Origin of the sequence: Methanocaldococcus infernus ME (assembly GCF_000092305.1) — an archaeon.
Lineage (GTDB): Archaea > AGJL01 > Methanococci > Methanococcales > Methanocaldococcaceae > Methanocaldococcus > Methanocaldococcus infernus.
The window spans coordinates 1,262,938-1,288,508 of the sequence record NC_014122.1 but is presented as its reverse complement, the minus strand read 5'-3'; the positions used below and the strand labels follow the sequence as shown (position 1 = coordinate 1,288,508).

Here is a 25,571-nt window from a genome sequence, read left to right as displayed (position 1 = left end):
TTAATCTCCTAAAATCTCACATGTTAAAGTATAAATAATTTCATCCTTAAAAATATCTTTTAACTTCTCTCTAATTTTTTCAACATCCACCTCTTCTTTTAGCTCCTTATCTAACATAAAGCCACATCTATAAAAGTATTGGTCATCATAAAATAAAGCTAATTCAGGCCTTTCCAAGGAGATAATTTTAACATCCTCTCCTAATATTTCTAAAACTTTATTAAATGCTTCATCAAAGTTAAATCCCTCTCTAACATAAATGACAGCATCAACAGCCAGCTTTTTCATAGTCTCACCTAAAAAGGTTTTTTGAGGTGGTTTTATGAATGAACATGAAAGAAATTTAGATATGCATGAACTTAAAAAATATTTAGAGAAATACCCTATTTTTAGCCCATATGATAACAATCTTGCTAAAAAACTTATAAAATATCTAACTTTTAATGTTGAATATGATGACTTAAAATTTTCAAAATTTTATATCATAGCTCCAAAAACTAAAAGAAAGTTGGCTGTTATTGATGACTTCTCTGAATATCCTGATAATGGTTATGTTCATATAGGAGCTGTATGTTCAATTATTGTAAATTCAGCTATTAACTGGTTAAAATCTGAGGATCCAAGATTTTATGAAGTCTTTGGAGAGGATCCAAAGTATATTAAAAAGATATTATATAAAAGAAATAATTTAAATAAAAAATTACCTAATAAACTTAAAAATATTTTTATATGTGATAACTTAAAAAGTTCTATGTTGCATAAAAATAAACTTAGAATTCTTGAGGGCTTAGTAGGAATTAAGTTTAGGAGACTTCCAAGTATTTGGGTTAGCTGTGTTTTAGATGAGATATTTAAAGAAACTAAGTTTGACTACATATTCTTCTCCATTTTTGGATCTCTAATGAAATGAAGAATATATAAAATTTTCAAAGATTAATTAATCTTCTTCATTAACTAACTTTAAATTTCCATTCTCTTCTTTAATTTTTGGGTGGAGCAGGAGGAAAGTTTTAAGGCAAGAAGAAATTTTCCAAGGAGTTCCATAAATTAACTTGTCTATGTTACTAAACAACCTATTCTTTGTTAGGACTTCATCAAGCCCATTAAACTTTTTTATTACAATTTTATCTTTATCATAGCTCTTTATTTTATAAACTCCTCTTTTTGTTTTTGAGTAAAAATATTTGTTCTCTTTGTGATATGTTTTAGCTATCTCTAATAATTCTTCCCAGAGTTTTTTCATGTTCAAGCTCTCCACCATTCTCCTCACTATCCAAAACTAAAATTAGATTTATTTAATTTTAAGATTTTCTTTTAATTTATAACTGCAAATTTTTAATAATTTCTATCAGAATAACTTAAGCAGTTAGGTTTATATAATAATACTCTTTAATATATTCTTCATACTAATTTTCATGCCATAAGGTGATTTTATGAGGAAAATATTAATATTTTTAGTATTTTTGTTACTAATATTTACATGTGGATGTATAAACAATAATAAAAATTTAGAAGAGCATGTAAAGGTTAAAGACCTTTTAGGAAGAGATGTAGAGGTTCCAAAGGATGTTAATAGAATTGTGTGCATTGGCCCAGGATGTCTAAGACTTATAGTTTATCTAAATGCCACTGACAAGGTTGTTGGAGTTGAAGATGCTGAGAAGTTATGGACACCATATGGGAGACCTTATAGGTTGGCACATCCTGAATTAGCTAAACTTCCTACTATAGGACAAGGTGGACCTAATCCAAAGCCTAACTTAGAGGAAATATTAAAAGTTGAGCCAGATGTGATATTTGCATGCTACATAACCAAAGAGCAAGCTGATAAAATACAAGAAAGAACTGGAATTCCTGTAGTAGTTTTAAGTTATGGGAAGTTAGCTACATTTAATGAAGAAGAGCTTTATACATCATTAGAATTAGCTGGAAAAATACTAAACAAAGAGGATAGGGCTAAAGAAGTTATAAAATTTATTGACAATTGTTTAAATGATCTAAATAGTAGAACTAAAGATATTCCAGAAGATAAAAAACTAACAGTTTATGTTGGGGGAATTGGATATAAAGGACAGAGGGGAATTGAGAGTACAATGTGCAAATATCCTCCCTTTGAAGCTGTTCATGCAAGAAATGTAGTAGATCAGTTAAACAAAACAGGACATGTGTTTATAAGTAAAGAACAACTCTTAAAGTGGAATCCAGACATTATCTTTATAGATGAAGGAGGATTAAAGTTAGTTATCAATGACTACAAGAGGAATAAGGAATTCTATAACTCTCTAAAAGCATTTAAAAATGGAGATGTGTATGGCTTGCTTCCTTACAACTTTTACACAACAAATATAGGAACTGCACTTGCAGATGCTTACTATATTGGAAAAATTCTTTATCCAGAGAGATTTAAAGATATAAACCCTGAGGAGAAAGCAGATGAAATTTATGTATTTTTAGTAGGAAAACCTGTTTATAAAGAAATGGCTCAATTTTGGGGAGGTTTTAAGAGATTAAATTTAAGTGAGAGCAATGATTAAGAAACCATATATTTTAGATATTTTTTATGATTTGTATATAAATATAAAACTATTTTACATATTAAAAAAGGCTATTGAGTTAAAAATTTTTGACATTCTATCAGAGCCTAAAACTTTTGATGAAATTTTAATTAAAATAAATTTGGATAAAAACATATTAGAATATATATTAAAAATTCTATTAGAGTTGAAACTAATTGAAAAAATAAGAGGAAAATACAAAAATACTTTAGTTTCTGATCTATATCTAAGAGAGAATTCTGAATTCTCAATAATTCCTTATCTTGAGGATGAATATTTTAATGATATTGAGAATTGGAAGGATTTTAAAGAAAAAAGGTTAAACTTTACTAAAGTTATCCATAAAATGGCTAATGAGTGTAAGGTTTGGGAATTACCAAGGATTATGGAGTATATAAGACTAAGATTTAAAAATGAAATTAAGAATGCTAAAAAGCTTTTAGACTTAGCTGGAGGGCATGGATTGTATGCAATATACTTTAGCAAGTTGAATAAAAATTTAAAGTGCTATGTTTTTGATCTTCCAGAAGTGATAGAAGAAACAAGAAAATATATTGAAAAATATAAAGCTAAAAATATAGAGCTTATAAAAGGAAATTTCTGGAAGGATAGTATTGGAGAGAACTATGACATTATTTTTAGCTCTTATCATCCTGGAGGAAAAAATCCAGAGATAATTAGGAAAGTATATGATGCCTTAAATATTGGAGGCTTGTTTATTAACAAACAATTCTTTTGGGATGGTGAAGAAGATTTAGAATTCTATGTAAATAATATTGATTGGCTAATGAGAAAATCAGACATTTTAAGAAAAAGTCCAATTAGATTTACTTTTGAAGGAGATCTAAGTTTTAATGATTACTTAGACTATTTAGAAAATTTAGGCTTTGAAATTTTAGATATTGTAGATTTAAAGGAATTTTTAGAGTTAAAGTGCTATAGAGGAAGTAAGATGATAATTTCTAAAAAGGTGGAGTAATGGTCATTAATTATAAGGAATATATTAAAAGAAAAATACTAACTATATGTTTTGTCACAGCTATTTTAATAATATTTATAATAGTTTCCCTTTCTGTTGGAGACTACACTTTAAAATTTGATGAGGTTATAAGGGCAATCTTTTTTATGGATACTAATAAATATGTTAATGTAGTTGTTTGGAACTTAAGGATGCCAAGAGTTATAGGAGCAATAATCGCAGGAGCAGCTTTATCAGTGTCTGGTTTAGTTATGCAAAGGCTCTTAAAAAACCCATTGGCAAGCCCATTCACCTTAGGAGTATCTCATGGAGCCATGTTTGGAGCTGCTTTGGCAATTATTTTATTTGGTTTTGGAGAAATTAAAAAAGCTGGGATAATAATTAACAATCCTTATTTTATAACCCTCTTTGCTTTTTTAGGAGCATTTTTAGCCATAATAATAATTTTAATTTTATCTAAGATTAAAAATTTGTCTCCAGAGGCAGTTATTTTGTCTGGAGTAGCCATAAGTTCCTTATTTACTGCTGGAACCATCTTACTACAATACTTTGCTGATGAACTACAGTTAGCAGCTATAGTTTATTGGAGCTTTGGAGACTTAGGAAGGGTTGTTTGGAATGAGCTATTTCTAATGTTTTTGGTTACTATATCTATTATAGTATATTTTTACTACAAAAGATGGAATTATCTTTCCCTAACTCTTGGAGAGGATGTAGCCAAATCTTTAGGTGTTGATGTAGAAAGGGAAAGATTAATAGGGTTATTTTTATCTTCTCTACTGGTTGCAGTGACAGTTTCTTTTTTGGGAATCATTGGCTTTATAGGTTTAATTTCTCCACATATATCAAGGATACTAATAGGTGATGATGATAGATTTCTTATTCCTCTAACTTCTACATTAGGATCTCTCATTTTATTGGTTTCAGATACATTAGCAAGAACCATTATGGCTCCAATTATTCTGCCTGTTGGGATACTAACCTCATTCTTAGGGGCTCCAATGTTTTTATATCTCCTACTAAAGATGAAATAAATCTCTTTTTAGGGGGGAATTTATTATGATCCTATCTGTTGAGGGTATAGAGTTTTATTATAAGAGTAAAAAAGTGTTAGATAATGTGAAATTTAATGTCTCTAAGGGAGAGCTTGTTTCTATATTAGGGGTTAATGGTGCTGGAAAATCAACACTATTAAAGTGTATAGCAAAGATTTTAAAACCTAAGAAAGGAACTATTTTATTAGAAAATTTAAATTTAAATAATTTAGATAGGAAAAGCTTGGCCAAACTTTTAGGCTATGTTCCACAAAAGTCTGATGGTACATATTTAACAGTATTTGACACCATACTATTAGGAAGAAAGCCATTTATTACATGGGAGCCTTCTAAAGAAGACTTGAAAAAGACCTATGAAATAATAAAATTACTTAACTTAGAGGACTATACTTTAAGATATACAAATGAGCTTTCAGGAGGAGAGTTACAAAAGGTTGTTATAGCCAGAGCCTTAGTCCAAGAGCCAAAGGTTTTACTATTGGATGAGCCCACAAATAACTTAGATCTAAAAAACCAAATTGAAATTTTAAAGTTGATTAGAAAAATTACAAAGGAGAAGAATATAGTTACAATAATGGTTATGCATGACATAAACTTAGCTTTAAGATATTCTGACACACTCATATTTATGAAAGATGGTAAAATTGTTGATGTTAGAAAAAAGGATAGTGTGACTCCTGATATTATAAGAGAGGTTTATGAGATTGATGTAACTATACAAAAAATAAATAATATCCCTATAGTAATTCCCTTAGACACATAAAAAATGGTGAAAGAATATGGAGTTTTCAGAGTGGTACTCAGAAATCTTAGAGAGAGCTGAAATATATGATGTTAGATATCCAATAAAGGGATGTGGTGTTTATCTACCATATGGATTTAAAATTAGAAAATATACTTTTGAAATTCTAAGCAAGTTATTGGATGAAAGTGGGCATGAACAAGTGCTCTTTCCTTTATTAATCCCAGAGACATTATTGGCTAAGGAAGGAGAGCATATAAAGGGATTTGAAGATGAGGTTTACTGGGTAACCCATGGTGGAAAAACACCTTTAGATGTTAAATTAGCCTTAAGGCCAACATCAGAAACAGCTATTTATTATATGCTAAAGCTTTGGGTTAAGGTTCATACTGATTTACCAATAAAGTTATATCAGATAGTCAATACTTTCAGATATGAAACCAAGCATACAAGGCCATTAATAAGGCTAAGAGAGATAATGACCTTTAAAGAGGCTCATACAGCTCATGCTACAAAGGAAGAGGCTGAAAAGCAAGTTAAGGAAGCTATTGGAATATATAAGAAGTTCTTTGACACCTTAGGAATTCCTTATTTAATAATAAAGAGACCAGAGTGGGATAAGTTCCCTGGAGCTGATTATACAATAGCCTTTGACACCATCTTCCCAGATGGTAGGGCTATACAAATAGGAACTGTCCATAACTTAGGACAACATTTTTCAAAAACCTTTGAGATAGAGTTTGAAACTCCAACAGGAGATAAGGATTATGCTTATCAAACATGTTATGGAATCTCTGATAGGGCTATAGCTTCCATTATAGCCATCCATGGAGATGAGAAGGGTTTAAAGCTACCTCCTGTAGTGGCTCCTATTCAAGTGGTTATAATCCCTCTAATCTTCAAAGGAAAGGAAGAGATGGTTATAAATAAGGCTAAGGAAGTGGCTGAGAGGTTAAAGGAGTATAGAGTTCATATAGATGATAGAGACATTAGGCCTGGGAAGAAGTATTATGATTGGGAGATAAAGGGAGTTCCTCTAAGGATAGATATAGGACCAAGGGATATAGAAGAGGGAAAGATAACATTGGTTAGAAGAGACACAGGAGAGAAAATAGTTATAGAGGAGAGTGAGTTAGAGGAGAAAGTTAGAGAGACCTTAGAAGACATAAGTAAGAGATTAAAGGAGAGTGCTAAGGAGAGGTTTAAAAAGTTCATAACTATTTGTGATGTTGAAGAAGCTAAGGAAATGCTTGAGAAAAAGAGAGGGATTATTTTAGTGCCTTATGATAACTCTATATATAAAGAGGAGTTGGAAGAAAAGGTTGATGCTAAGGTTCTTGGAGAAACAGAGTATGAAGGAAAGAAGTATATAGCTATTGCCAAAACCTACTAAAAATTTTTTGGTTATAATTATGGTTAGAATTAAAAGAAAGGTTGAGGTTATTGGATTAGAGCTACCTATTTTTAAGGGAGGGGAGGAAGTAGATATAGCTGAGCTTATAAAAGATTTTGTTGAGGATAAAGATATAGTGGTTATAGCAGAGACTCTAATTTCTAAGTTAGAAGGAAGAATTTTGAAAAAAGAGGAAATTAAGGTTTCTAAGGAAGCTTTAGAGTTGGCTAAGAAGGTTGGAAAAGAGCCTGAGGTTGTCCAAGCTATATTAGATGAGGCTAAAGAGATTGTAAGGGTGGGAAAAAACTTTATAATAACTGAAACTAAGCATGGCTTTGTCTGTGCAAATAGTGGAGTTGATGAAAGTAATGTTATAGGAATTAAATTATTGCCAGAGGATCCAGATAGAAGTGCTGAAAGAATTAGAAGAAGGATTAAAGAATTAACAGGAAAGGATGTAGGAGTTATAATCTCAGACAGCTTTGGAAGGCCATTTAGAAAAGGCTCTGTTGGAGTAGCCATAGGAGTTAGTGGAATCCTTGCTCTATGGGATAGGAAGGGAGAGAAGGATTTATTTGGAAGAGAGCTTAAGAGCACTGAAGTAGCTATAGCTGATGAACTTGCAAGTATGGCTAATGTAGTAATGGGAGAGGCTAATGAAGGGATTCCTATAGTGATTATAAGAAAAGCTAACGTACCCTTTGGAGAAGGTAGAGGAAGAGATTTAATAAGAGAAAAAGAGGAAGATGTTTTCAGATAATCTATTTTGTTCATAAATTGTGAAATTTTTAGCTAAATAGTAACATTTATATACCTCTTTTTGATTATGATTTATTTGTAAATTTTAGCTTTAAAAATCTTAGGTGAGAGCTAATGAAGAAATATTTAGCCATATTTTTGGCTCTATTAATGATAGTTCCAATAATCTCTTTGGCAGGATGTCAAGGAACTACCCAGGGGCAAGAGAAACCTGCTACTGCAGGAGAGGAAAAAACTGCTAACAAAGTTATTGTTATAAGGACTACAGGAGCTACATTTCCAAAGTATCAGATACAAAAGTGGATTGAAGATTATCAAAAGATAAATCCAAATGTTAAGATTGAGTATGAAGGTGGAGGATCTGGACATGGACAAGAAGCTTTCTTAAAAGGTTTAACTGACATTGGAAGAACTGATCCTCCTGTTAAAGAATCTATGTGGAAAAAATTCTTAGAAACTGGAGATCAGCCATTACAGTTCCCTGAAATTGTTGGTGCTGTTGTTGTAACTTACAATGTTCCTGAGATAGGAGATAAAACTTTAAAATTAGATGGAGATACCTTAGCTGAAATTTTCTTAGGAAAAATAGAATATTGGGATGATCCAAAGATAAAAGCTTTAAACCCAGATCTCAACTTACCTCATCAGAAAATAATTGTTATACACAGAAGTGACTCAAGTGGTACAACTGCTATATTTACAACATACTTAAGCTTAGCAAGTAAAGAGTGGCCAGAAGATTTAGTTGGAAAATTAATTAACTGGCCAGTTGATAAAGAAGGTAGAGGAATAGGACAAAAAGGGAACTCTGGAGTTGTAGCAGCTTTAACAAAAACTCCATATTCAATAGCTTACACAGAGTTAAGTTATGCTATTGAGAATAACTTACCAGTAGCAGCTCTTAAAAACAAGGCTGGAAACTTTGTTAAGCCAACTGATGAAACTATAAAGGCTGCTGTTTCAGGAGTTAAGGCTTATATCCCAGATCCAACTGAGGGATACAAGGAAGACTTAAAGCAAATGTTAAATGCTCCTGGAGAAAATAGTTACCCAATAGTTGCATTCACCCACTTCTTAGTCTGGGAAAACAAGAATGGAAAGCACTACTCTCCAGAGAAGGCTAAGGCTATAAAAGAGTTCATAAAGTGGGTTTTAACTGAAGGACAGAAGCCAGAGCACTTAGCTCCTGGATATGTTGGCTTACCAGAAGATGTTGCTAAGATAGGCTTAAAAGCTGTTGACATGATTAAAGAATAAACTTTTTTAATTTTTATATTTTAAATTTTTATTTTAAGTAACTTTTTTTATAGATTAAGCTAAAATAGTAATTTACAGATAAACCCTAAAATTAAAAATTTCAAATTTTTACATGTGGTTAAGTATGAAGGTTAAGTTTTATTATAAAATTAAGAAACCTGAAGAAACTTTAAAAGATATAGAAGAAGCTCTAAAGAAAATAAATACTGTTGAAATTAAAAGTATAGAGCATTTAGATAAGGTAGGAATTCCAGTTTATTATCTCAAAAGAAAAGTCTTTTTAGATGGGAAAGAAGCTTATGTCTATCATTATGGAAAAGGTTTCATTGACATTCAGGCAAGGGTTTCAGCCTGTATGGAGGCTATTGAAAGATATTCAGCAGCTTATGATGAAAACTTAATTAAGGATCCTGAGAACCCAATAGATATTGAAAAGCTTATTCTTCCAAAATATTCATCAAGGAAGGTTAAAGAATGGGTTCAAGGCTATGACTTAATCTCAGAAAGTTATATTGATGTTCCTGTTGACGCTGTCTTTTACCCACTAAAAGAAATTAATTTATTTAGAGGACACACTAATGGATTGGCAAGTGGAAACTGCTTAGAAGAAGCTATAGTTCATGGAACCTTTGAAGTAATTGAAAGAGATGCTTGGAGCTTAGCGGATCTCTCTCCAAAAATTCCAAGAGAGATAGATAAGGATAGTATTAATAATGAAATTATTCAAAACTTACTTGAAAAATTTGAAAGGGCTGGAATTAATATAATTTTAAAAGATCTAACTTCAGAATTTGAAATTCCTGTTGTAGCAGCAGTTTGTGATGATAAAGATCCTCTAATGATGTGTATAGGGGTTGGCTGTCATATCAACCCTGAGATAGCTATTATAAGAGCTTTAACTGAAGTAGCCCAGAGTAGAGCTTCACAGGTTCATAAAAAAAGGAGAGATGCTAAGTTAAGGGAAAGATTTTTAAATAGAGTAAATTATGAGAGAATAAAAAGGATAAATAAGAAGTGGTTTGAAAGTGAGGAAAAAATTGAGCTTAGTGATTTACCAAACCATGCAAGCTATGATTTAAAAAAAGATATAAAATTTGTAATAAATAAGTTATTGGAACATAGTTTTGACAATCTTATATATGTGAATTTAAATAAGGTTGGAGTGGACTGTGTTAGAATTATCATTCCTGGCTTAGAAGTTTATACTATGGATAGAGATAGGTTATCAAGGAGAGGAATAGAGAGAGCTAAAAAATTGTATAACATTTAAATGAGTGATTAAGCATGGTTAAAATTCCAAAGATTCCTAAGAAGCCAAGAGAAATAGCTAAACAAAAAATTATAGAGCTTGCTAAGAAGATGTATGATGACTTGATGAAGGGAAAAAGGCCTAAGATAAAGATGCCTATAAGAAGTTTAAGCAATGCTCTATTTGATAGGAAGAAGGGATCATTTACTTTAGTTGGTAAGGAAAAGGAGAGAACTTTAACAGTTAGCCAGGCTAAGATCTTTGCTCAAACCACTAAGATGATGGAATTTGCTAAGGAATTGTTGGAGAATGATGACTTCTCAACACTTAGGGAAGCTTACTATGTCTCCAAGAACTGGGGAGAGGCAAGATTTGATGATCAGCAGGCATCTAACAATGTTATAGAGGATTTAGAAGCAGCATTAGGAGTTTTAAGAGAGCATCTTGGCTTTGTCCCAGAGGAAGATGGTTCAGCTGTTGTAGGGCCATTAAAGATTATTGAGGAAACTCCAGAGGGAGAGTTAGTTGTTGACTGTAGAAGGTTAGGGACTGGTGCTTACAATATTCCAAATGATATAACTAAGCTGAACTTTGAAACTGATGCTGATTTCATCTTAGCCATAGAAACATCAGGGATGTTTGCAAGGTTAAATGCTGAGAGATTTTGGGATAAACATAATTGTATATTGGTTTCTTTAAAAGGAGTTCCTGCAAGAGCAACAAGAAGGTTTATAAAGAGGTTACATGAGGAATATGAACTTCCAGTTCTTGTTTTTACTGATGGAGATCCTTATGGATATCTCAATATATATAGAACCTTAAAAGTAGGTAGTGGAAAAGCTATTCACTTAGCTGATAAGCTATCTATCCCAGCTGCAAGGTTGATAGGGATAACTCCTCAGGATATTATTGACTATGATCTTCCAACACATCCTTTAAAAGAGCAAGATATAAAGAGAATAAAGGATGGGCTTAAGAATGATGACTTTGTTAAGAGCTTCCCTGAGTGGCAAAAAGCTTTAAAGCAGATGCTTGAGATGGGAGTTAGGGCTGAACAGCAGTCCTTAGCTAAGTATGGTTTAAAGTATGTTGTTAATACTTACTTGCCAGAGAAGTTAAAAGATGACAGCACTTGGCTACCTTAAATAAACTCTTTTTCTTTTAAGATGTTTATAACCACTTCTCCTAAGTATTCATCCTCATAAACAACCCCATAGGGATAAACATAAACTTTATCTTCAATATTTATCCTTGGATGCTCTGGCTCTATCTTTATCTCCTCTAATAAACATCTCTTTAAATAGTTAGCTGTCTTAGTTATATTCATCAACTTAGGAGGCTTATAGGGAGGATTATTTTTTAAAAAGTCCCATCTTGTCCCATAATAAATAATGTAATCAGGATTAAAAAGAAGAACAACTTCTCCATGTATCTCCATAACCAAAGTCCAAGAAAAGACTCCTCTTTTAAAGCCTAATAATCTTCCAAGGTAAGAAGTTTTTGGATTTTCATAGAAAACCTTAACAGTTCTCCCAACAATTCTTGAAAGGGCTTCTTTTATATGAATATTCTTAGGATTTGTTGGTAGAGAAGTTTTAGGAATAACATTTATGGGAAAACAATTTAAGGGCTTAACCATGTGCAAAGCTAAAAGAGGATAAAAATAGAGCTGATCTTTTTTATTCTTTACAACAATCCCCTCTAAAGGACTTGTGAATTCAGCTTTAACAACCTTTCCCTTGTAGGTGTTAAAAGATCTGTTTAGTGTAAATTCAGCAACCATCTCTTTCCTAAGAGCAATCTTTGGATCCAAATTTAACACCTTAACTTTTGTAAATTTTAATTTTATATATTAATTTTAAATTTATATAAAAACTTTTTATAGTTAGAAAAAAGAAAAATTAAAAATTATTTATTAATTAATTGTTTAAGTTCATCTGGGCTTATATTATATTTTTCAGCAAGCTTTTTTATTTCTTCCTGATTTATGGAGTTATTTTGCTTAACTATTTCTCTGATAGATTCTATATTCTTTATAGCTTCTCTTTTAAGATATTCTTTAGCTAAATTACCTATATCAATTTCTGTCTCATAACTTATAGGAATTGGAACTGAAATTAACATCAGATTAACTTTTATTTCTCCCTCAACCTTTACAGGAATTTTAGTTCTTTTAGTTTTTATGAAGTATTCTATTAATCTACTATTATTAATTAAAATAGGAATTTCTATATTATTATCTCCTAGATTTATAGAAATATCTCTTTTTACAGCTTCTCCAATCTTTATTTTATCTCCATTGGCAAGAGCGTAAATATCTAACGTTAATTCATCAATCTTAACTCCTAATGGGTTAGGATTATTAACATAAATGTCTATTGTAACCTTGGTTAGATCTCCTAAATTTTCAACCTTCTCTCCTTTAAACTCTACTGTTGGCTTTTCAAGACAGCCAGAAAATAAAGTTAAAGCTAAAATTGAAAAAATTATTAATAGCTTTTTCAAGTTATCACCTAATAATATTTAAATTTTTATTGCGATTATCTTATTTTTATATGTCTTAATTCTTATAATATTAATTATAATTATTTAAATTATAATTAAATGTATTTTATGTTTGGTAGAGGTAGACTTTATATAGTTAATAATTTTTAATAATAAAATTCGAAAGTTTTATATTATTAAAGTACTATATAATATAACAAAATTATTAATTAAAATTGTTAACTATAAGTTGGTGGATAATATGTTAAGAAGAATGTTTTTATTTGTAATAATGATTTTATTAAGTCCTATAGTATTTGGAGAAGTTATTGGAGATGTAAATGGAGATGGGTCAATTAACATTGCAGATGTAGTTTATCTTTTTAAGCACAGGGACGTTGGATTAGAAAAGGGTGATTTAAATTGTGATAATTCAGTTGATATAGCAGATGTCGTATATTTATTTAACAACTATCAAAAATGGAGAGAGCCTGTAGTATTTGCGAAAAACTTTAAAATAGAATATTATGATACAAATGGAAATCCTGTAAATTATAACGAAAACTGGGCATATAAAATTATAACAACAGAATATAATAACAAAGTGTATAATAAATACTGTATTGTAAAAGATGGAGAAAAACTTCCAAGTAATTTACCTCCTGATGTGAAAGTTATTTATGCTCCTGTAAAAAAAGTATGTACATTAAACGCATTTCAAATAGCCATGCTTGAGGCATTAGATGACGATAATGTAAGAAAGTCTATTAAGGGCGTTTCTGAATATACATACATTAAAATAAAAGATTATGGAGTGTTTCCTAAATTAAAACCTTATGTCGATAATGGAGATATTGTTCCTATTGGAAAATGGGGAAGTATTAACAAGGAAGTGTTATTGAACATAAACCCTGACATCATTTTCATTCCTTGGACACACAGTTATTTAGCTAAGGACATTGCTACAGTAAGTGATTTAGGTATAAATTATCTTGTAACTATTGAATCAAATGAACCCGACTTCCTTGCAAAAGCAGAATGGGCAAAAGTATATGCCGCATTCTATAACTTAGACAAGAAAGGAAATGATTTCCTACAAAAAGTTTGGAAAAAGAGAAATGAATTAGTGAGAAAAACAAGAAAGGCAACTTATAGGCCAAAAGTTGCCATGCTCTATTGGTCACCATATTCTGGACCTTGGGTGTATTGTGCTCAAAATTACTGTGCAAAGTGGATATTAGAAGTTAAAGGAGATTACTGCTTCCTTGATATTCCAGGAACTTCCTATGTAAATCTTGACAAAGAAACTACTTTAGAACATATTAAGGGATGTGATGTATTTATCTATATGAATTGGAACTCACTAAAAGAGCCAATGGATACGCTTGAGGAATTAAAAGAAAGAAGACCTGACTTAGCTCCAGTTTTAGATAGTGCAAAGAGAGTGTATACAACAAAATTTAGTTATTCATATGATGGGAATGTAAATATGGACTTATTAATTGAAGATTTTGCAAGAATGGTACATCCAGAATGTTTTGATGATGGAGATAGTAAGTTACATTACTTCAAGAAATTAAAATAATATATTTTATTTTTTAGATTTATAAATTTAAAATATTTTTATATCTCTTCAAGATTATTATAGTTAATTAATAATATAAGGTGATGTATTTTTGAAAATTAGGATAGGTTTGTTTTTACTATTTCTTTTATTTATATTGGGCTTTTTATCATTATTAAGTATAACAAATGGAACCATTAAAATAGAGCCAAAAAAATTTTATAATTATTTAATAATGGGCACTACTGGAAACCCTATCTATGACAAAATAATTGAAAAATGTAGATTACCAAGAACAATTGGAGCAATCTTTGCAGGGATGGGATTAGCTGTTGCAGGTTTATTAATGCAAAGTTTATTTAGAAACCCTCTTGCTGATCCTTACTTAATAGGAGTATCAAGTGGAGCGTCTCTTGGTGTAGCACTATATGTTTTTACATCTCTATTATTTAAGCTTGGCATTCCTCATTCTATATGGGGCTTTATTACATCTGCTTATTTAGGTTCATTATTAACTATGTTAGTTGTTTTATCCCTTGCAAAGAAAGTTAGACAAATTACTACTCTTCTGATTGTTGGGCTAATGATAGGTTATATTTCATCTGGGCTAATCACAATTGTTATTTCATTTAGTGATTTTATTGGTGTTGATAATAATGTCTTAGCCAGTTTTATAATGTGGGGATATGGATCTTTAAGTTCTATAACAATGAAGCAGTCATTAATAATGAGTAGTATAATAATTATTTGCTGTTTTTTGGTATATTTTTTATCAAAATTTCTTGATGCATATTTACTTGGCGAAAATTATGCAAGAAGTGTTGGAATTGATATTAAAAAATTAAGAATTTTAATTATTTTAATATCTTGTATGATTACAGCAAGCATTATAGCATTTTCTGGACCTATTGGATTTGTTGGATTAGTTTGTCCAATAGTTGCAAGATTATTATGTGGAACATCAAAGCATCTCTATGTGATCCCAACTACTATGCTAATTGGAGCAATTTTTTTGATAATAGCTGATATCCTTGTAAGACCTGGTATTATAGTTCCAACAACAAGTTCAGAATTGACTTTGATGTGCCCTTTAGCGATAATAGGATCACCAATTGCAATAATAATATATATAAAAAGGGGAAAGATGGGGATTTAAATGAGAAGAATTTTCATTATTTTTTTGTTAGTAATATTAATATTTTCACTTTTTATTTATGGAATTTTTAAAGGAGGTAGTGCAAAGTCTATAACAATTCAAGATGTTAAAAATTTTTTATTTTATGGTAGCACTGGAGATAAATTTAAAGATATATTAATATGGGAAGTAAGAATTCCACCATTGGTGACTGCTGTAATTGTTGGAATGGTTTTGTCTGTTTCAGGATTAAAACTCCAAACACTATTTAGAAATCTTTTGGCATCCCCATACACAACTGGGATCTCAAGTGGAGCTATTCTTGGTGTAGCAATTACTATATTTCTTGGATTTTCATTTTCAAACTTTCTAAATATTCCTGATCATGTTATAGGTGGCTGGATAGGAGCAAGTTTAGCACTAATTGTTCTATTATTTCTTGCCTCAAGAATTAGAGATGTAAGTGGAGTGTTAGTTTGTACAATATTATTTACCTACTTCTATTATGGAGTAGAAAGCTATCTTATAACCTTTGCAGATAACATTGAAATCCAAGAGTTTTGGATGTATTTACAAGGTAATTTTACAGGTGTAAGATGGGAAAATCTAAAATTAATATTGACTTGCTCAATAATATTTTTGATAATATCTTATTTACTTTCAAAACATTTAAATGCTCTATTGTTTGGTGAAAACTATGCAAAAAGTTTTGGTTTAAATATAAAAAAAGTTAGATTATTAATTTTATTCTTATCAAGTTTTATTGTTGGAACAATAATACCATTTGTTGGTTTAATACCATTTATTGGTATTGCCTCTCCATATATTGCAAGGATTATAATGAAAACCTCTGATCATAGATGGACTATTCCTGCCTCAATGTTAGTTGGAATGTTTATTTCACTACTATGTTATTTAATATCAATAAAATTATTTGCTCCAAAAGTAATTCCTGTGAAATCAATTTTAGATTTATTTGGAGGATTATTAGTAGTTTATTTAATATATAAGTCAGAAAAACATTTGAAAATTGATCTTTAGTTTATTTTTAAGTTATCTTGTTTAATTAATGCTTCTATTACAGAGCTTTTAACAACCTTGGCCATCATTTCTCCAATTTTTGTATGTCCTCCTGTGTAATTAACTCCTTTACCAAAACCCCCAACAACTATAACATTATCTGTTCCTGTTCCTGTTGCTTGAAGTTCAGAATGTTTAGTACTTCTTATATTTAACTCTTGAAAGGCATTAGTTTTTGCCTCTGTAATGGTTATTATAGCCCTTGCCATAGCTCCATCAGTTAATCTTGCATTTGTTATTAAAATAATATTAACAGTTCCAATTTCTTCTTTAGGGATTAATTTTCCATTTTCAATTTTGTAAGTTTTAAAATCTTTTTCAATATACTCTGCTTCTTCATCTCCTAATCTTATTGCGTTATACTTTGCTCCAGCAGTTGTAAAAGCAACTACATAAAATTCATCAAATTCCTCTTTTGCAATAGCTAAATTATCCATATTAGCTCCAGTTGATAGTAAAGCAATATCCTCCTTTTTAATCCCAATCTTCCTTAAAACATGATCTTCATAATCTTTGTAGTTGTGAATCTTATCCCAAAATGGTACGGGGATTGAATGATTTCCAACGTATTTAACTTTCTTAAATCCCTCTCTTGTTGACAAAACTCTTCTTTTTTTACCAAATTCAATTATTAGGGATTTTGTTTTTTCAACTTCTCCATCAACATCAACAGTATGAGAAATTTTATATGCATCCCAATCATCCATATTTAAAATTCTTTCCATATTATCACCTAAACAACTTTTTAACCCTTTCAATACATAAATCCAAATCTTTAATACTCTTATACTGCATTTCAATCATTTCTATACAATTTATTCGTTTTAACTTTCTTTTATATTTTTCAAATTCAATCTTTCCCTTTCCTATACATAGATGTTCATCAAACTCTCCATTGTTATCATGAATGTGGATATGGAAAATTTTATCAATGATTTTATCATTTAAAAATTCATTAATGTTGTTATTTAAAAAAGAATGTCCAATATCAAAGGTTATTCCAACATCTCCTAAAATTTCAATAATTTCCTCAGTTGGTTCCCTAAACATAAACATACTATAAGATGGCATATTTTCTATTGTTATTTTTATGGAATATTCACTTTGAAGTCTATTTAACTCGAATATAGACTTTTTTAAAGCATTTAATGCTTTTGTATAATCTTCTTTAAAGATACAATAACCTGGATGAAGAACTATTAAGGAAGCGTTCGCTTTATCGGCAACTTTTAAAATATCCTCAACAACTTCTATACTTGTTTTTCTAACCTTTTCCCTAAAGGACGATAAATTCATATCTGAAAGTGGACAATGTAATGTATATTTCAAATCAAAAGAAAGTGGAACTTCAATATTTTCCATAACATTTAAGCGTCCATCACAAATAAGTTCAACATATTTTGTTTTATCTTCTAAAATTGATAAAGCATCTTCTAACTTTGTATTTGAATCTGCAAATATACTTGTTGAGACGCCTATCATATTATCTCCTATATAGTATCTATTAAAAATTTCCTTGCAAAACAGTAATTACAATTAATTTTAAATAATTTTAGATTTTCTTTATCAATTTTATTTATATTACCCATATAAAAATACCCTTCTAATGTAGGACAGGGGTAGATATTTCCAAACTCATTGACAAAGAGTAAGTCTCCACTATTTAAAAAGCAATATTTTTTACTTTCCTTTAGTTTTTCTTTTCTTAATATGTTCTTAATATATATTGGATAATTTCTCAACTCATTTAAAATTTTATTAAATTCATCTTCATTCGGCATTAATTTTAAATGTTCTTTTCTCTTTGGCTTTAATAGATCAAAACTTATACTTTTAATCCCTAAAGTAATTAAATATTCAACGAATTCCTTTATGTTTGGAAGATTTTTGTTTGTTACAACCACTGTTATACCAAAAGGAATATTATATTCTTTATAAAAGATATATTCCTCTTAACGTGTCTATTGTTGAAGGTTTTTTGTTTTTGTAGGGTCTTAGTGTGTCATTTATTTCCAAACCATCTATGCTAATGCCAATTTTTATATTTAATTCCTTAATTTTTTTAACAAATTTTTTATTTATTAGAGTTCCATTCGTCTGTATTGCATAAGAGATATCTTTATCAGAGTAATTTTTATTACAGTATTTTATTATTCTTTCAATTAAATTAAAATTCAAAAGTGGTTCCCCACCAGTAAATTGAATTTTTAACTTATTATCCATTTCTAAAATACAATCAACTGCATTCTTTGCAGTTTTAAAATCCATATCTTTATTGTTTTTATTAAATGCATAACAATAAATACAGTTTAAATTACATTTATTTGTTACTTTTAGGATTAGATATTTAATAATTTCACATTTAAACTCTATAACAATAAAAAAATATAATAGAACATAAAAATTTAAAGTTTTTCTTCTATCATTCCCTCAATTTCTAAATATTTCTTTCTTAATTTTTCTTTCATTTCTTTATTTGCTTTCCACATACCCCTCTCTATTGCTTCCAATAACCTCTCAGTTATATTCAACAAGGCATAAGGGTTATTTTCTTTAAAGAATTTTTCCATTTCTTTATTAAAAATATATTTTTCAGCAATTTTTTCATACATCCAATCGTCTATTATATTTGAGGTGGCATCCCATTGGAATATATGATCAATGTACTTTGAAAAGTCAGATGCTCCTTTATATCCATGCTTTTTCATTCCTTCAATCCACTTTGGATTTATTATTTTTGTTCTAAATATTTGTTTTCCTTCTTCCTTTAAATGTTTTGTTTTTATCTTACTTGGATTTGAAGTGTCTCCAATATAACTTTTTGGCTGCTTACCTGAGTAATAAGTTACAGCTGCAATCATTCCACCATGGTAACTGTTGAAGTCATCCCCCTCAAAGATGTCCATTCTTGACTATCTTCATTTTTAACTGTTAATTCAATCTTTGAGAGTCTTTTAATAAACTCTTCCTTTGCTTCAACTCCATAAATATTTTTTCCATAAGCATACCCTCCCCACTCAACATAAACCTTTGCTAAATCCTCTAATGATTTCCAATTTTTACTTTCTAATAAATCGGCAACTCCTGCTCCATAACATCCTGGTTTACATCCAAATATTCTATATAAAGAGGTTTCTCTTGCTATCCTTTCATCAATTCCTTTTTTTAATTTTTCTTCAATTTCTTGCTTATAGTGTTTTTTCACATAGTTCATCTCGTCTGGTTCATCTAAATTTGCGACAGTTCTTATTGCTTCATCAATTAGCTCAATAACTTGTGGGAATGTATCTCTAAATAAGCCACTAATTCTTAAAGTTACATCTATCCTTGGTCTTCCCAATTCCTCTAATGGAATAACCTCTATGCCAACAACTCTTCCCATCTTGTTCCAAACAGGCTTAACCCCCAATAAATATAAAATCTCTCCAATGTCATCTCCTTTAGTTCTCATTGTAGGAGATCCCCAAACAACAATCCCAATATACTCAGGATATTTTCCCTCTTCTTTTAAATATTTATTGATTAAGTCTTCGGCTAATTTCTTTCCTATTTCATAGGCACTTTTTGTTGGAATTTCTTGAGGATTGTATGAATAAAAGTTTCTTCCTGTAGGGAGACAATTTATATCCTTTGTTGGGGCTCCTGCTATTTTTGGCGGAATATATCTTCCTTCCAAGGCATTTACTGCATTTTCAACTTCTTCATTTACTTTCATTAAATTTCTATAGATTTTTGAAACAACTTTTAAAATCTCTCTTATTTCAGAATTAATTTTTATAATTTTTAGTTTATCAATTTTGTTTTCATCAAAATTATATTTCATGTATTCCTTCAGTAAATTTAATCCAATCTCATTTATTCTATCTATAATTTTGTGGTTTTTCCCTTTTTCTTTATTTAATCTATCCCAATCATAACCTAAAACCTTTGCTAACTTTTCTAAATAATTAAATTGATATCTAATAATCATAAAGATCATATTGACTAACTTCTCTCCTTTTATAGGAACACCCATAGTGGGTTGATGGTAGATCTGGAGAGTGATAAATAGCAAATGGATCTTCTCCAAAGCCTCTTGGTGGTTGAACAGAGATAAATATATTTCCATTTATTATTCCTGGGATTATTAATTCCTCATCAAAATTCATAACTTCTCCAGGAATTGCCCCCAATTTTTGATCATTTCCTTTTTTACTTTCTCAGATAGTGAATTAAACCATCTTTAATCCTCTTTTTTAACTTTTCCTACAGCTTTCTTTATCATTTCCTCAGTTAAAAACCTCTTATCATTTGTTGCGTAATTTAACATCTTTTTAATTAATTCAGTTCCATTTTCATAGAGTTCATCAACAATAAAACCTCTCTTTTTTAACTCTTTTAATATATTTAAAACACTTTCAGGACTATCTAACCCAAAAGCACTTGCTATTTTATCATTCCTTGGTGGATAGTTGTGGAAAATTATGGCTATTCTTTTTTTATTGTTTGGTTTTAACTTTAAATTTGCATACTTTAGTGATAAATCAACAATTTTTTCTACTCTATCTTTTATTGCTTTATATTTTATAATTGGAACTCCAATTTCTCCATCCTTAACCTTTTCTTTTCCTCCTATTGGAGAATGTATTATTGCTCCATCAAATTCAGGTATGGCCATTCCAATTACTAAATCAATTGGATTTACCCCAGATATTGATTTTTCCCAATCTTCAATAAATCCAGTGCTTATAATTCCCTGCAAAATTGGAACATCTAATTCCTTCAAAAATTCTGGTTCATCCTTTAAGATATCTGCCTTAACTCCCATGGATAAGGTAAACATAGTTGTATTTATTAAGGCATGGATGAATGGCTTGCCATCTTTATAGAAAAATTTCTTAAACACCCCTAATGTCCCAATAGCCCCTAATTCATTTTTTAAATGGGATGTGAAGACGGCAACAGGTATTGCTCTTTTATCCTCAACAATTTCAATTAAGTCGTTGAGGTAATCGATATTGTTTGCAATAAACCAATTCTGTAAAATAGGATGCCTATTATTGGTTTTCCATTTATTTCTTTACCAATTTCTTTTAAATAATCTAAATAATCATCCAAAGTTTCAAAGTATTTGTTTTTGTAATAAATTCCTTGCCATGGCATGGGTTTTGGCTCCTCGTAGGGAATGTTTTTGTCTCCAAATTTATTTGCCAGATATAATAAGAGATTTTTATAATTTTCAACTCCTTCATAACCTAAATATTTGATAACCTTTAATTTAACATCCTCGCTCACTGTTGTTGCCTCATCCAAATCTGGATGAACTTCATTTAATGTAGGTAGTGGAAGGAATGGAATGTTATGTTTATCAACAAATGCCTTCAATTCATCAAAATACCTAAATGCATTTTTTCCTCCCATGAGTTTTGTAAATACAATGTTAGCATCTTTAATAAACTCTAAAAACTCTTTAAATTCTTCTTTACTACATTTATAATCCAATATTTTAAGTTCAATCCCATACTTTTTTACTTCTTTATATGCCTCTTCAAAAACCAAATCATCACTATCTACTGTAGATACAAAACCTATTTTTATCATATTTTCACCATTCAGATTAAGTTAAAAAACTTTCAAATAATTTTGATAAATTATATATTAACGCATATTAAAAATTTTTTGGGATGTGGTAAAGTAATTTTAAATGAGGTGAAAACATGGAAAAGAAAAAAGAACTTTTAAAGAAAATTAGGGAATTTATGATTTTGAATTTAGAGATTAAAAAACTTTCAAAGGAATTAGGAATTAAAGAGATATATGATACTTATGAAAAAATTACAAAGCTTGTTAGAGAACCCAATAAAAAACTATATAGAATGCTCTATGATGTAGTTATGGAGTTAGAATATGAGGAATTTGGTGGGAAGAAAAGGAAAGAAATCCCATGGTTTCCAAAAATTGACTATGAAAAATGTAAAAATTGTAAAAAATGTGTTGATTTCTGTCCAAAGGGTGTTTATGATGTAGAAAATAATAGAGTTGTTGTTAAATATCCATACAACTGTGTAATTAACAGTAATGCCTGTTCTTATATGTGTTGTGGAAACAATGCTATAATATTTCCAGAGAATAAAATAAATAGAGTTGAATAATTTAAAATAAACTTAATAATTGCTTGTTTAATTCTTTAATTTTTCCACTAAATTTAATGACTTTTTTACCATATTCTTTAGTAAGTCCTATAAGCTTTAAATTCAACTTGTTAATCTCTCCAATAGGAAAGTTAGTTTCTATAACAACATCACACATTTTTATATATTTTAGGGCTTCATTAAACTTTTCTTCAGATATTGGTTGATATGGCTTTTCACTAACAACTACAGTTTCCATAGTTTTAGCAATTACATAATCAATATCATTCTCATGTAAGACTCCACAATAAACTTTATATCTATTTTTAACTAAATATCTAAGAACATTTGCTCCACTACCTCCACCACAAACTACAAAAACTTTTTTAACTATAGTATTTTCATTTTTTAATTCAAAATATCCAATTTCCTCATTAAAATTTGCACTCTTTAGATCATATAAATTATTTACAGTTTCTTTATCCATAATATCCTCTGGGTGACCATAACCTATTATTTTACCATCTTTAATTAAAGCTATTTTATCAGCAATTCTTAAAGCAAGTTCTATATCATGGATTGTCACAACTATAGCTAAATTCTTTTCTATTGCTAATTTTCTTAATAGTAATGTAAGCTCTATTTTATGTTTTGCATCTAAGAATGATGTTGGTTCATCTAAAATTAAAACCTTTGGTTCTTGTGCCAATGCTCTTGCGATCATAATTTTTTGTCTTTCACCATCACTCATTTCAAAGAAGTTTTTTTCAAGTAAATGTAAAGCATTAACAGCTCTTGCAGATTCTATTATAATCTCTTTATCTTTTTCTGTTAGCCTTCCAAATAGATCAGTGTATGGATGTCTACCTATTGCAATTATATCAAATCCTGTTAAATTTCCAGGATTTACCCTCTCTGTTAAAACTACAGCCATTTTTTTAGCAAGTTGAGAAGGTTTTAGTTTATGTATTACATTTGAGTCTAAGTAAACCACACCTTTTATAGGATCTAAATAAGATGCTATACACTTTAATAGTGTTGATTTTCCTACACCATTTGGCCCTATTATTGCTAGAATTTCTCCTTCTTTAATTTCTAAGTTTATATTGTCAATAATAATTCTTTTGTTGTATCCAACTGCAAGATTCTCTGTTTTTAACATTTAATCACCAAAAATTAAAACTTATGAATCTTCAAATAAATTGATGTTAGTCCTATTAGAAATCCTATTAAAGAAACTATTAAATTTATAAAGTTTTCTTCATTTTCCTCAATTTCTATCTTTTTTGTTATTGTATAATTTTTTCTAATTTTATTTATTTTTATAATAATTTTTAATTGATTTAAGGTTAGATTGTAATAGTAGTTGTTAAATTTTACTTCTTTTGGTTTTATTAACTCAATATTTTCTTTAAAACTCCATACATATTTAATTAATCTTTTAATGGGCATATAATATTCAACATATCCTTTTATTTGTGTACTTTTTGAGATATTTATAGGAATTGAAAATACTTTTGTTTCATTTGGTAACAACTCAAATGGAATATATGTTTTTTCTGGTTTGTAGTCATTATAGTCTATAAATTGAATATTCCCATAAATTTTTGTGGAAAATGGGTTCTTTACAGTAATGTTACAATATATAGTTACATTAGATTTGTTTGAGTGTATTGTTTTATTACTAAAAGTAATATTAATAGGCCTTAATTTTTTTATTTCTAGTAAACACTCATCATATGATGTTTCACCAAATGAATTATTAACTTTTAATTTAATTATGTACAATCCTTCTTTTTCATATTTATGAGAAGGATTTGCACTTGTTGAATTTGAATTGTCCCCAAATGTCCAAAAGTAATGTGTATTATTATCATTACATAAGGAGTAAAAATTAACTTTAAAATCATCAATTATTTCTATAGCAAAAAATACTTTTAGTGAAGTATTATTTTCTTTCATATATGTATTATTTTCCTTTGGAATAATATGAATAATTATTTTATCCCTTATTGGAACATTAATACTCCCATTCTCATTAAATAAATAAATCTGTGAAATCTTTATTTCTGTTGTTGTATTCTCATTTTTTATAGGCTCTACCCAAAAAGATAAAATATTGAAATTATTACTTACAGTCCCATTTGTTTTAATATAAAAATCTATTGAATTATTTTTAACTGTCCAATTTTTTTCTATAGTATTTAAGCTTGTAGATATATCACTAATTTTAAGAATTGTTGAATTATATTCTATTTTACCCTTAATTTCTGATATATTTGTGTCTATATTTTTTGCAGTAATATAAATAAATTCTTTATCACCATAAGAAACATTTTTTTCAAATGTTGAAAAACCAACAAACCTTTCTGAAGGAATTTTTTTACCTATTGGAAAATTTGCTGGTTTTACTGTTGTTTTATGTCCATTTACTTTTATAGTTGCATTAATTAAGTAAGTTCCTTCTTTATTAGTAAAAAAGGTTAGTTTCATTAAGTCAAAATCTTTCTTTGATGTATTTAAATTAATAGAAAATTGTATGCTATTATTATCAAAATTTAAGTTAACATTTGAAATATTGTTTTCTAAGTAATAGAAGTTTAGATCAACTACATTTAGGTCTTTTGGATAGTAAATTATTCCAGTTATATTATAAACAGGCTCTTTTGCATTTTCTATTGAAATAACAACATCAAAATTATTATTTAGTTTAGGATTTATTGGCTTTATTTCAACAATTGTTAAGTTTAGAGGCTTAACAGTTACTCTAACAGAATTACATGTTGTATCCAACACCTGCCCTTCTATATCAGATAGTTTGGGTTTTTGAGTTATTTGATATATTCCATCATTTAACGCTTTAAATCTCAAAGTTGCTATTGTAAAGTTTCCAGAAGGTTGATTATTAAACCATACTAAGCTAATCCAAACTTTACCATTTAAAACACTAACGTCTTTTAGATCTGCACTATTTGCAATATTACTTAAAATAATATTATCTTTGGTTATATTTAATGCATTTGGGAAACAAATAATGTCTTCAAATCCACCTAATTTTTCTGATGTATTAGCACTTAACGTTAAATTAAAATATTCATACTCATTTACACTAACATTTTCAGGAGTTAATTTAACTTCATGACCAAAAGCTGTGTAAAATAAAAATATTAATACTACCGATATTAATAAATATTTTAATTTCATAGTTA

The 25,571-nt window shown here is 29.2% G+C and carries 22 protein-coding genes and 2 pseudogenes; 14 read left to right on the top strand and 10 right to left on the bottom strand.

All coding sequences use genetic code 11. The features are described 5' to 3' along the window. Positions 1-288, bottom strand: a complete 288-nt coding sequence (locus METIN_RS07235) for a hypothetical protein (protein ID WP_013100824.1) — start codon at positions 286-288, stop codon at positions 1-3. A 34-nt stretch (positions 289-322) separates the two neighbouring features. On the opposite strand from METIN_RS07235, the gene METIN_RS07230 reads away from it, so the two are divergent. Further along, entirely contained in the window at positions 323-910 is a 588-nt protein-coding gene (locus METIN_RS07230) for a hypothetical protein (RefSeq protein ID WP_013100823.1), read from the top strand. Positions 911-937: 27 nt separating this feature from the next. On the opposite strand, the gene METIN_RS07225 is transcribed toward METIN_RS07230, so the two are convergent. Continuing rightward, on the bottom strand, positions 938-1,249 hold the full coding sequence (locus METIN_RS07225) for a hypothetical protein (RefSeq protein ID WP_157198834.1): 312 nt from the start codon (positions 1,247-1,249) through the stop codon (positions 938-940). Between the two features lie 184 nt (positions 1,250-1,433). Between METIN_RS07225 and METIN_RS07220 the strand changes: the two genes are divergently transcribed. The 9 genes from METIN_RS07220 (at position 1,434) to METIN_RS07180 (ending at position 11,134) form a co-directional block, all read left to right on the top strand. Continuing rightward, on the top strand, positions 1,434-2,534 hold the full coding sequence (locus METIN_RS07220) for an iron ABC transporter substrate-binding protein (RefSeq protein WP_013100821.1): 1,101 nt from the start codon (positions 1,434-1,436) through the stop codon (positions 2,532-2,534). Then, positions 2,527-3,534, top strand: a complete 1,008-nt coding sequence (locus tag METIN_RS07215) for a methyltransferase (protein ID WP_013100820.1) — start codon at positions 2,527-2,529, stop codon at positions 3,532-3,534. The genes METIN_RS07220 and METIN_RS07215 overlap by 8 nt, the downstream gene beginning before the upstream one ends. Further along, the gene (locus METIN_RS07210) at positions 3,534-4,568 is read left to right on the top strand and encodes a FecCD family ABC transporter permease (RefSeq protein ID WP_013100819.1); all 1,035 of its coding nucleotides are present in this window, start codon (positions 3,534-3,536) and stop codon (positions 4,566-4,568) included. Before METIN_RS07215 ends, METIN_RS07210 begins: the two co-directional genes overlap by 1 nt. Before the next feature lie 25 nt (positions 4,569-4,593). Further along, complete coding sequence (locus tag METIN_RS07205; protein WP_013100818.1) at positions 4,594-5,352, top strand: ABC transporter ATP-binding protein; 759 nt, start codon at positions 4,594-4,596, stop codon at positions 5,350-5,352. A gap of 16 nt (positions 5,353-5,368) precedes the next feature. Next, a complete protein-coding gene (gene proS / locus METIN_RS07200; protein ID WP_013100817.1) occupies positions 5,369-6,724 on the top strand; it encodes a proline--tRNA ligase in 1,356 nt (451 codons plus the stop codon). A gap of 19 nt (positions 6,725-6,743) precedes the next feature. Beyond that, positions 6,744-7,484 (top strand): coenzyme F420-0:L-glutamate ligase, encoded by a 741-nt coding sequence (locus tag METIN_RS07195; protein ID WP_013100816.1) that lies wholly within the window; start codon positions 6,744-6,746, stop codon positions 7,482-7,484. A 113-nt stretch (positions 7,485-7,597) separates the two neighbouring features. Further along, entirely contained in the window at positions 7,598-8,740 is a 1,143-nt protein-coding gene (pstS, locus tag METIN_RS07190) for a phosphate ABC transporter substrate-binding protein PstS (protein WP_013100815.1), read from the top strand. A gap of 124 nt (positions 8,741-8,864) precedes the next feature. Further along, positions 8,865-10,010 (top strand): YcaO-related McrA-glycine thioamidation protein, encoded by a 1,146-nt coding sequence (locus tag METIN_RS07185; protein ID WP_013100814.1) that lies wholly within the window; start codon positions 8,865-8,867, stop codon positions 10,008-10,010. A gap of 14 nt (positions 10,011-10,024) precedes the next feature. Beyond that, positions 10,025-11,134 carry a DNA topoisomerase IV subunit A gene (locus tag METIN_RS07180; protein ID WP_013100813.1) on the top strand — a complete coding sequence of 370 codons (1,110 nt, stop codon included), beginning with the start codon at positions 10,025-10,027 and terminating at the stop codon, positions 11,132-11,134. Here the strand turns inward: METIN_RS07180 and METIN_RS07175 are convergent. Together METIN_RS07175 and METIN_RS07170 are read right to left on the bottom strand one after the other, a co-directional pair. Continuing rightward, on the bottom strand, positions 11,131-11,802 hold the full coding sequence (locus tag METIN_RS07175) for a hypothetical protein (protein ID WP_013100812.1): 672 nt from the start codon (positions 11,800-11,802) through the stop codon (positions 11,131-11,133). The two genes, METIN_RS07180 and METIN_RS07175, sit on opposite strands and share 4 nt — an antisense overlap. A 95-nt stretch (positions 11,803-11,897) precedes the next feature. Then, positions 11,898-12,494, bottom strand: coding sequence for an NDR1/HIN1-like protein (locus tag METIN_RS07170; RefSeq protein WP_013100811.1), 597 nt, complete (start codon positions 12,492-12,494; stop codon positions 11,898-11,900). Positions 12,495-12,735: 241 nt separating this feature from the next. Between METIN_RS07170 and METIN_RS07165 the strand changes: the two genes are divergently transcribed. The 3 genes from METIN_RS07165 to METIN_RS07155 all read left to right on the top strand — a co-directional run bounded on the left by METIN_RS07165 (position 12,736) and on the right by METIN_RS07155 (position 16,213). Continuing rightward, on the top strand, positions 12,736-14,058 hold the full coding sequence (locus METIN_RS07165) for an ABC transporter substrate-binding protein (protein WP_013100810.1): 1,323 nt from the start codon (positions 12,736-12,738) through the stop codon (positions 14,056-14,058). 91 nt (positions 14,059-14,149) lie between these two features. Further along, complete coding sequence (locus METIN_RS07160) at positions 14,150-15,193, top strand: FecCD family ABC transporter permease (RefSeq protein ID WP_013100809.1); 1,044 nt, start codon at positions 14,150-14,152, stop codon at positions 15,191-15,193. Continuing rightward, positions 15,194-16,213, top strand: coding sequence for a FecCD family ABC transporter permease (locus METIN_RS07155; RefSeq protein ID WP_013100808.1), 1,020 nt, complete (start codon positions 15,194-15,196; stop codon positions 16,211-16,213). On the opposite strand, the gene METIN_RS07150 is transcribed toward METIN_RS07155, so the two are convergent. The 4 genes and pseudogenes from METIN_RS07150 to METIN_RS07800 form a co-directional block, all read right to left on the bottom strand. Further along, the gene (locus tag METIN_RS07150; protein WP_013100807.1) at positions 16,210-16,977 is read right to left on the bottom strand and encodes an adenosylcobinamide amidohydrolase; all 768 of its coding nucleotides are present in this window, start codon (positions 16,975-16,977) and stop codon (positions 16,210-16,212) included. The genes METIN_RS07155 and METIN_RS07150 overlap by 4 nt on opposite strands. Before the next feature lie 4 nt (positions 16,978-16,981). Continuing rightward, entirely contained in the window at positions 16,982-17,734 is a 753-nt protein-coding gene (locus METIN_RS07145) for a sugar phosphate isomerase/epimerase family protein (RefSeq protein WP_013100806.1), read from the bottom strand. 8 nt (positions 17,735-17,742) lie between these two features. Beyond that, positions 17,743-18,604 (bottom strand): annotated as a pseudogene (locus tag METIN_RS07140) (radical SAM protein). Between the two features lie 53 nt (positions 18,605-18,657). Next, positions 18,658-21,832: pseudogene (locus tag METIN_RS07800) on the bottom strand (cobaltochelatase subunit CobN). 116 nt (positions 21,833-21,948) lie between these two features. Between METIN_RS07800 and METIN_RS07130 the strand changes: the two are divergent. Then, entirely contained in the window at positions 21,949-22,383 is a 435-nt protein-coding gene (locus METIN_RS07130; RefSeq protein WP_013100805.1) for a 4Fe-4S dicluster domain-containing protein, read from the top strand. Between the two features lies 1 nt (position 22,384). Here METIN_RS07130 and METIN_RS07125 read toward each other — a convergent pair whose 3' ends face one another. Together METIN_RS07125 and METIN_RS07120 are read right to left on the bottom strand one after the other, a co-directional pair. Continuing rightward, positions 22,385-23,524, bottom strand: a complete 1,140-nt coding sequence (locus METIN_RS07125; protein WP_013100804.1) for an ABC transporter ATP-binding protein — start codon at positions 23,522-23,524, stop codon at positions 22,385-22,387. 14 nt (positions 23,525-23,538) lie between these two features. Next, on the bottom strand, positions 23,539-25,566 hold the full coding sequence (locus tag METIN_RS07120) for a PKD domain-containing protein (RefSeq protein ID WP_157198832.1): 2,028 nt from the start codon (positions 25,564-25,566) through the stop codon (positions 23,539-23,541). Positions 25,567-25,571 lie beyond the last annotated feature (5 nt).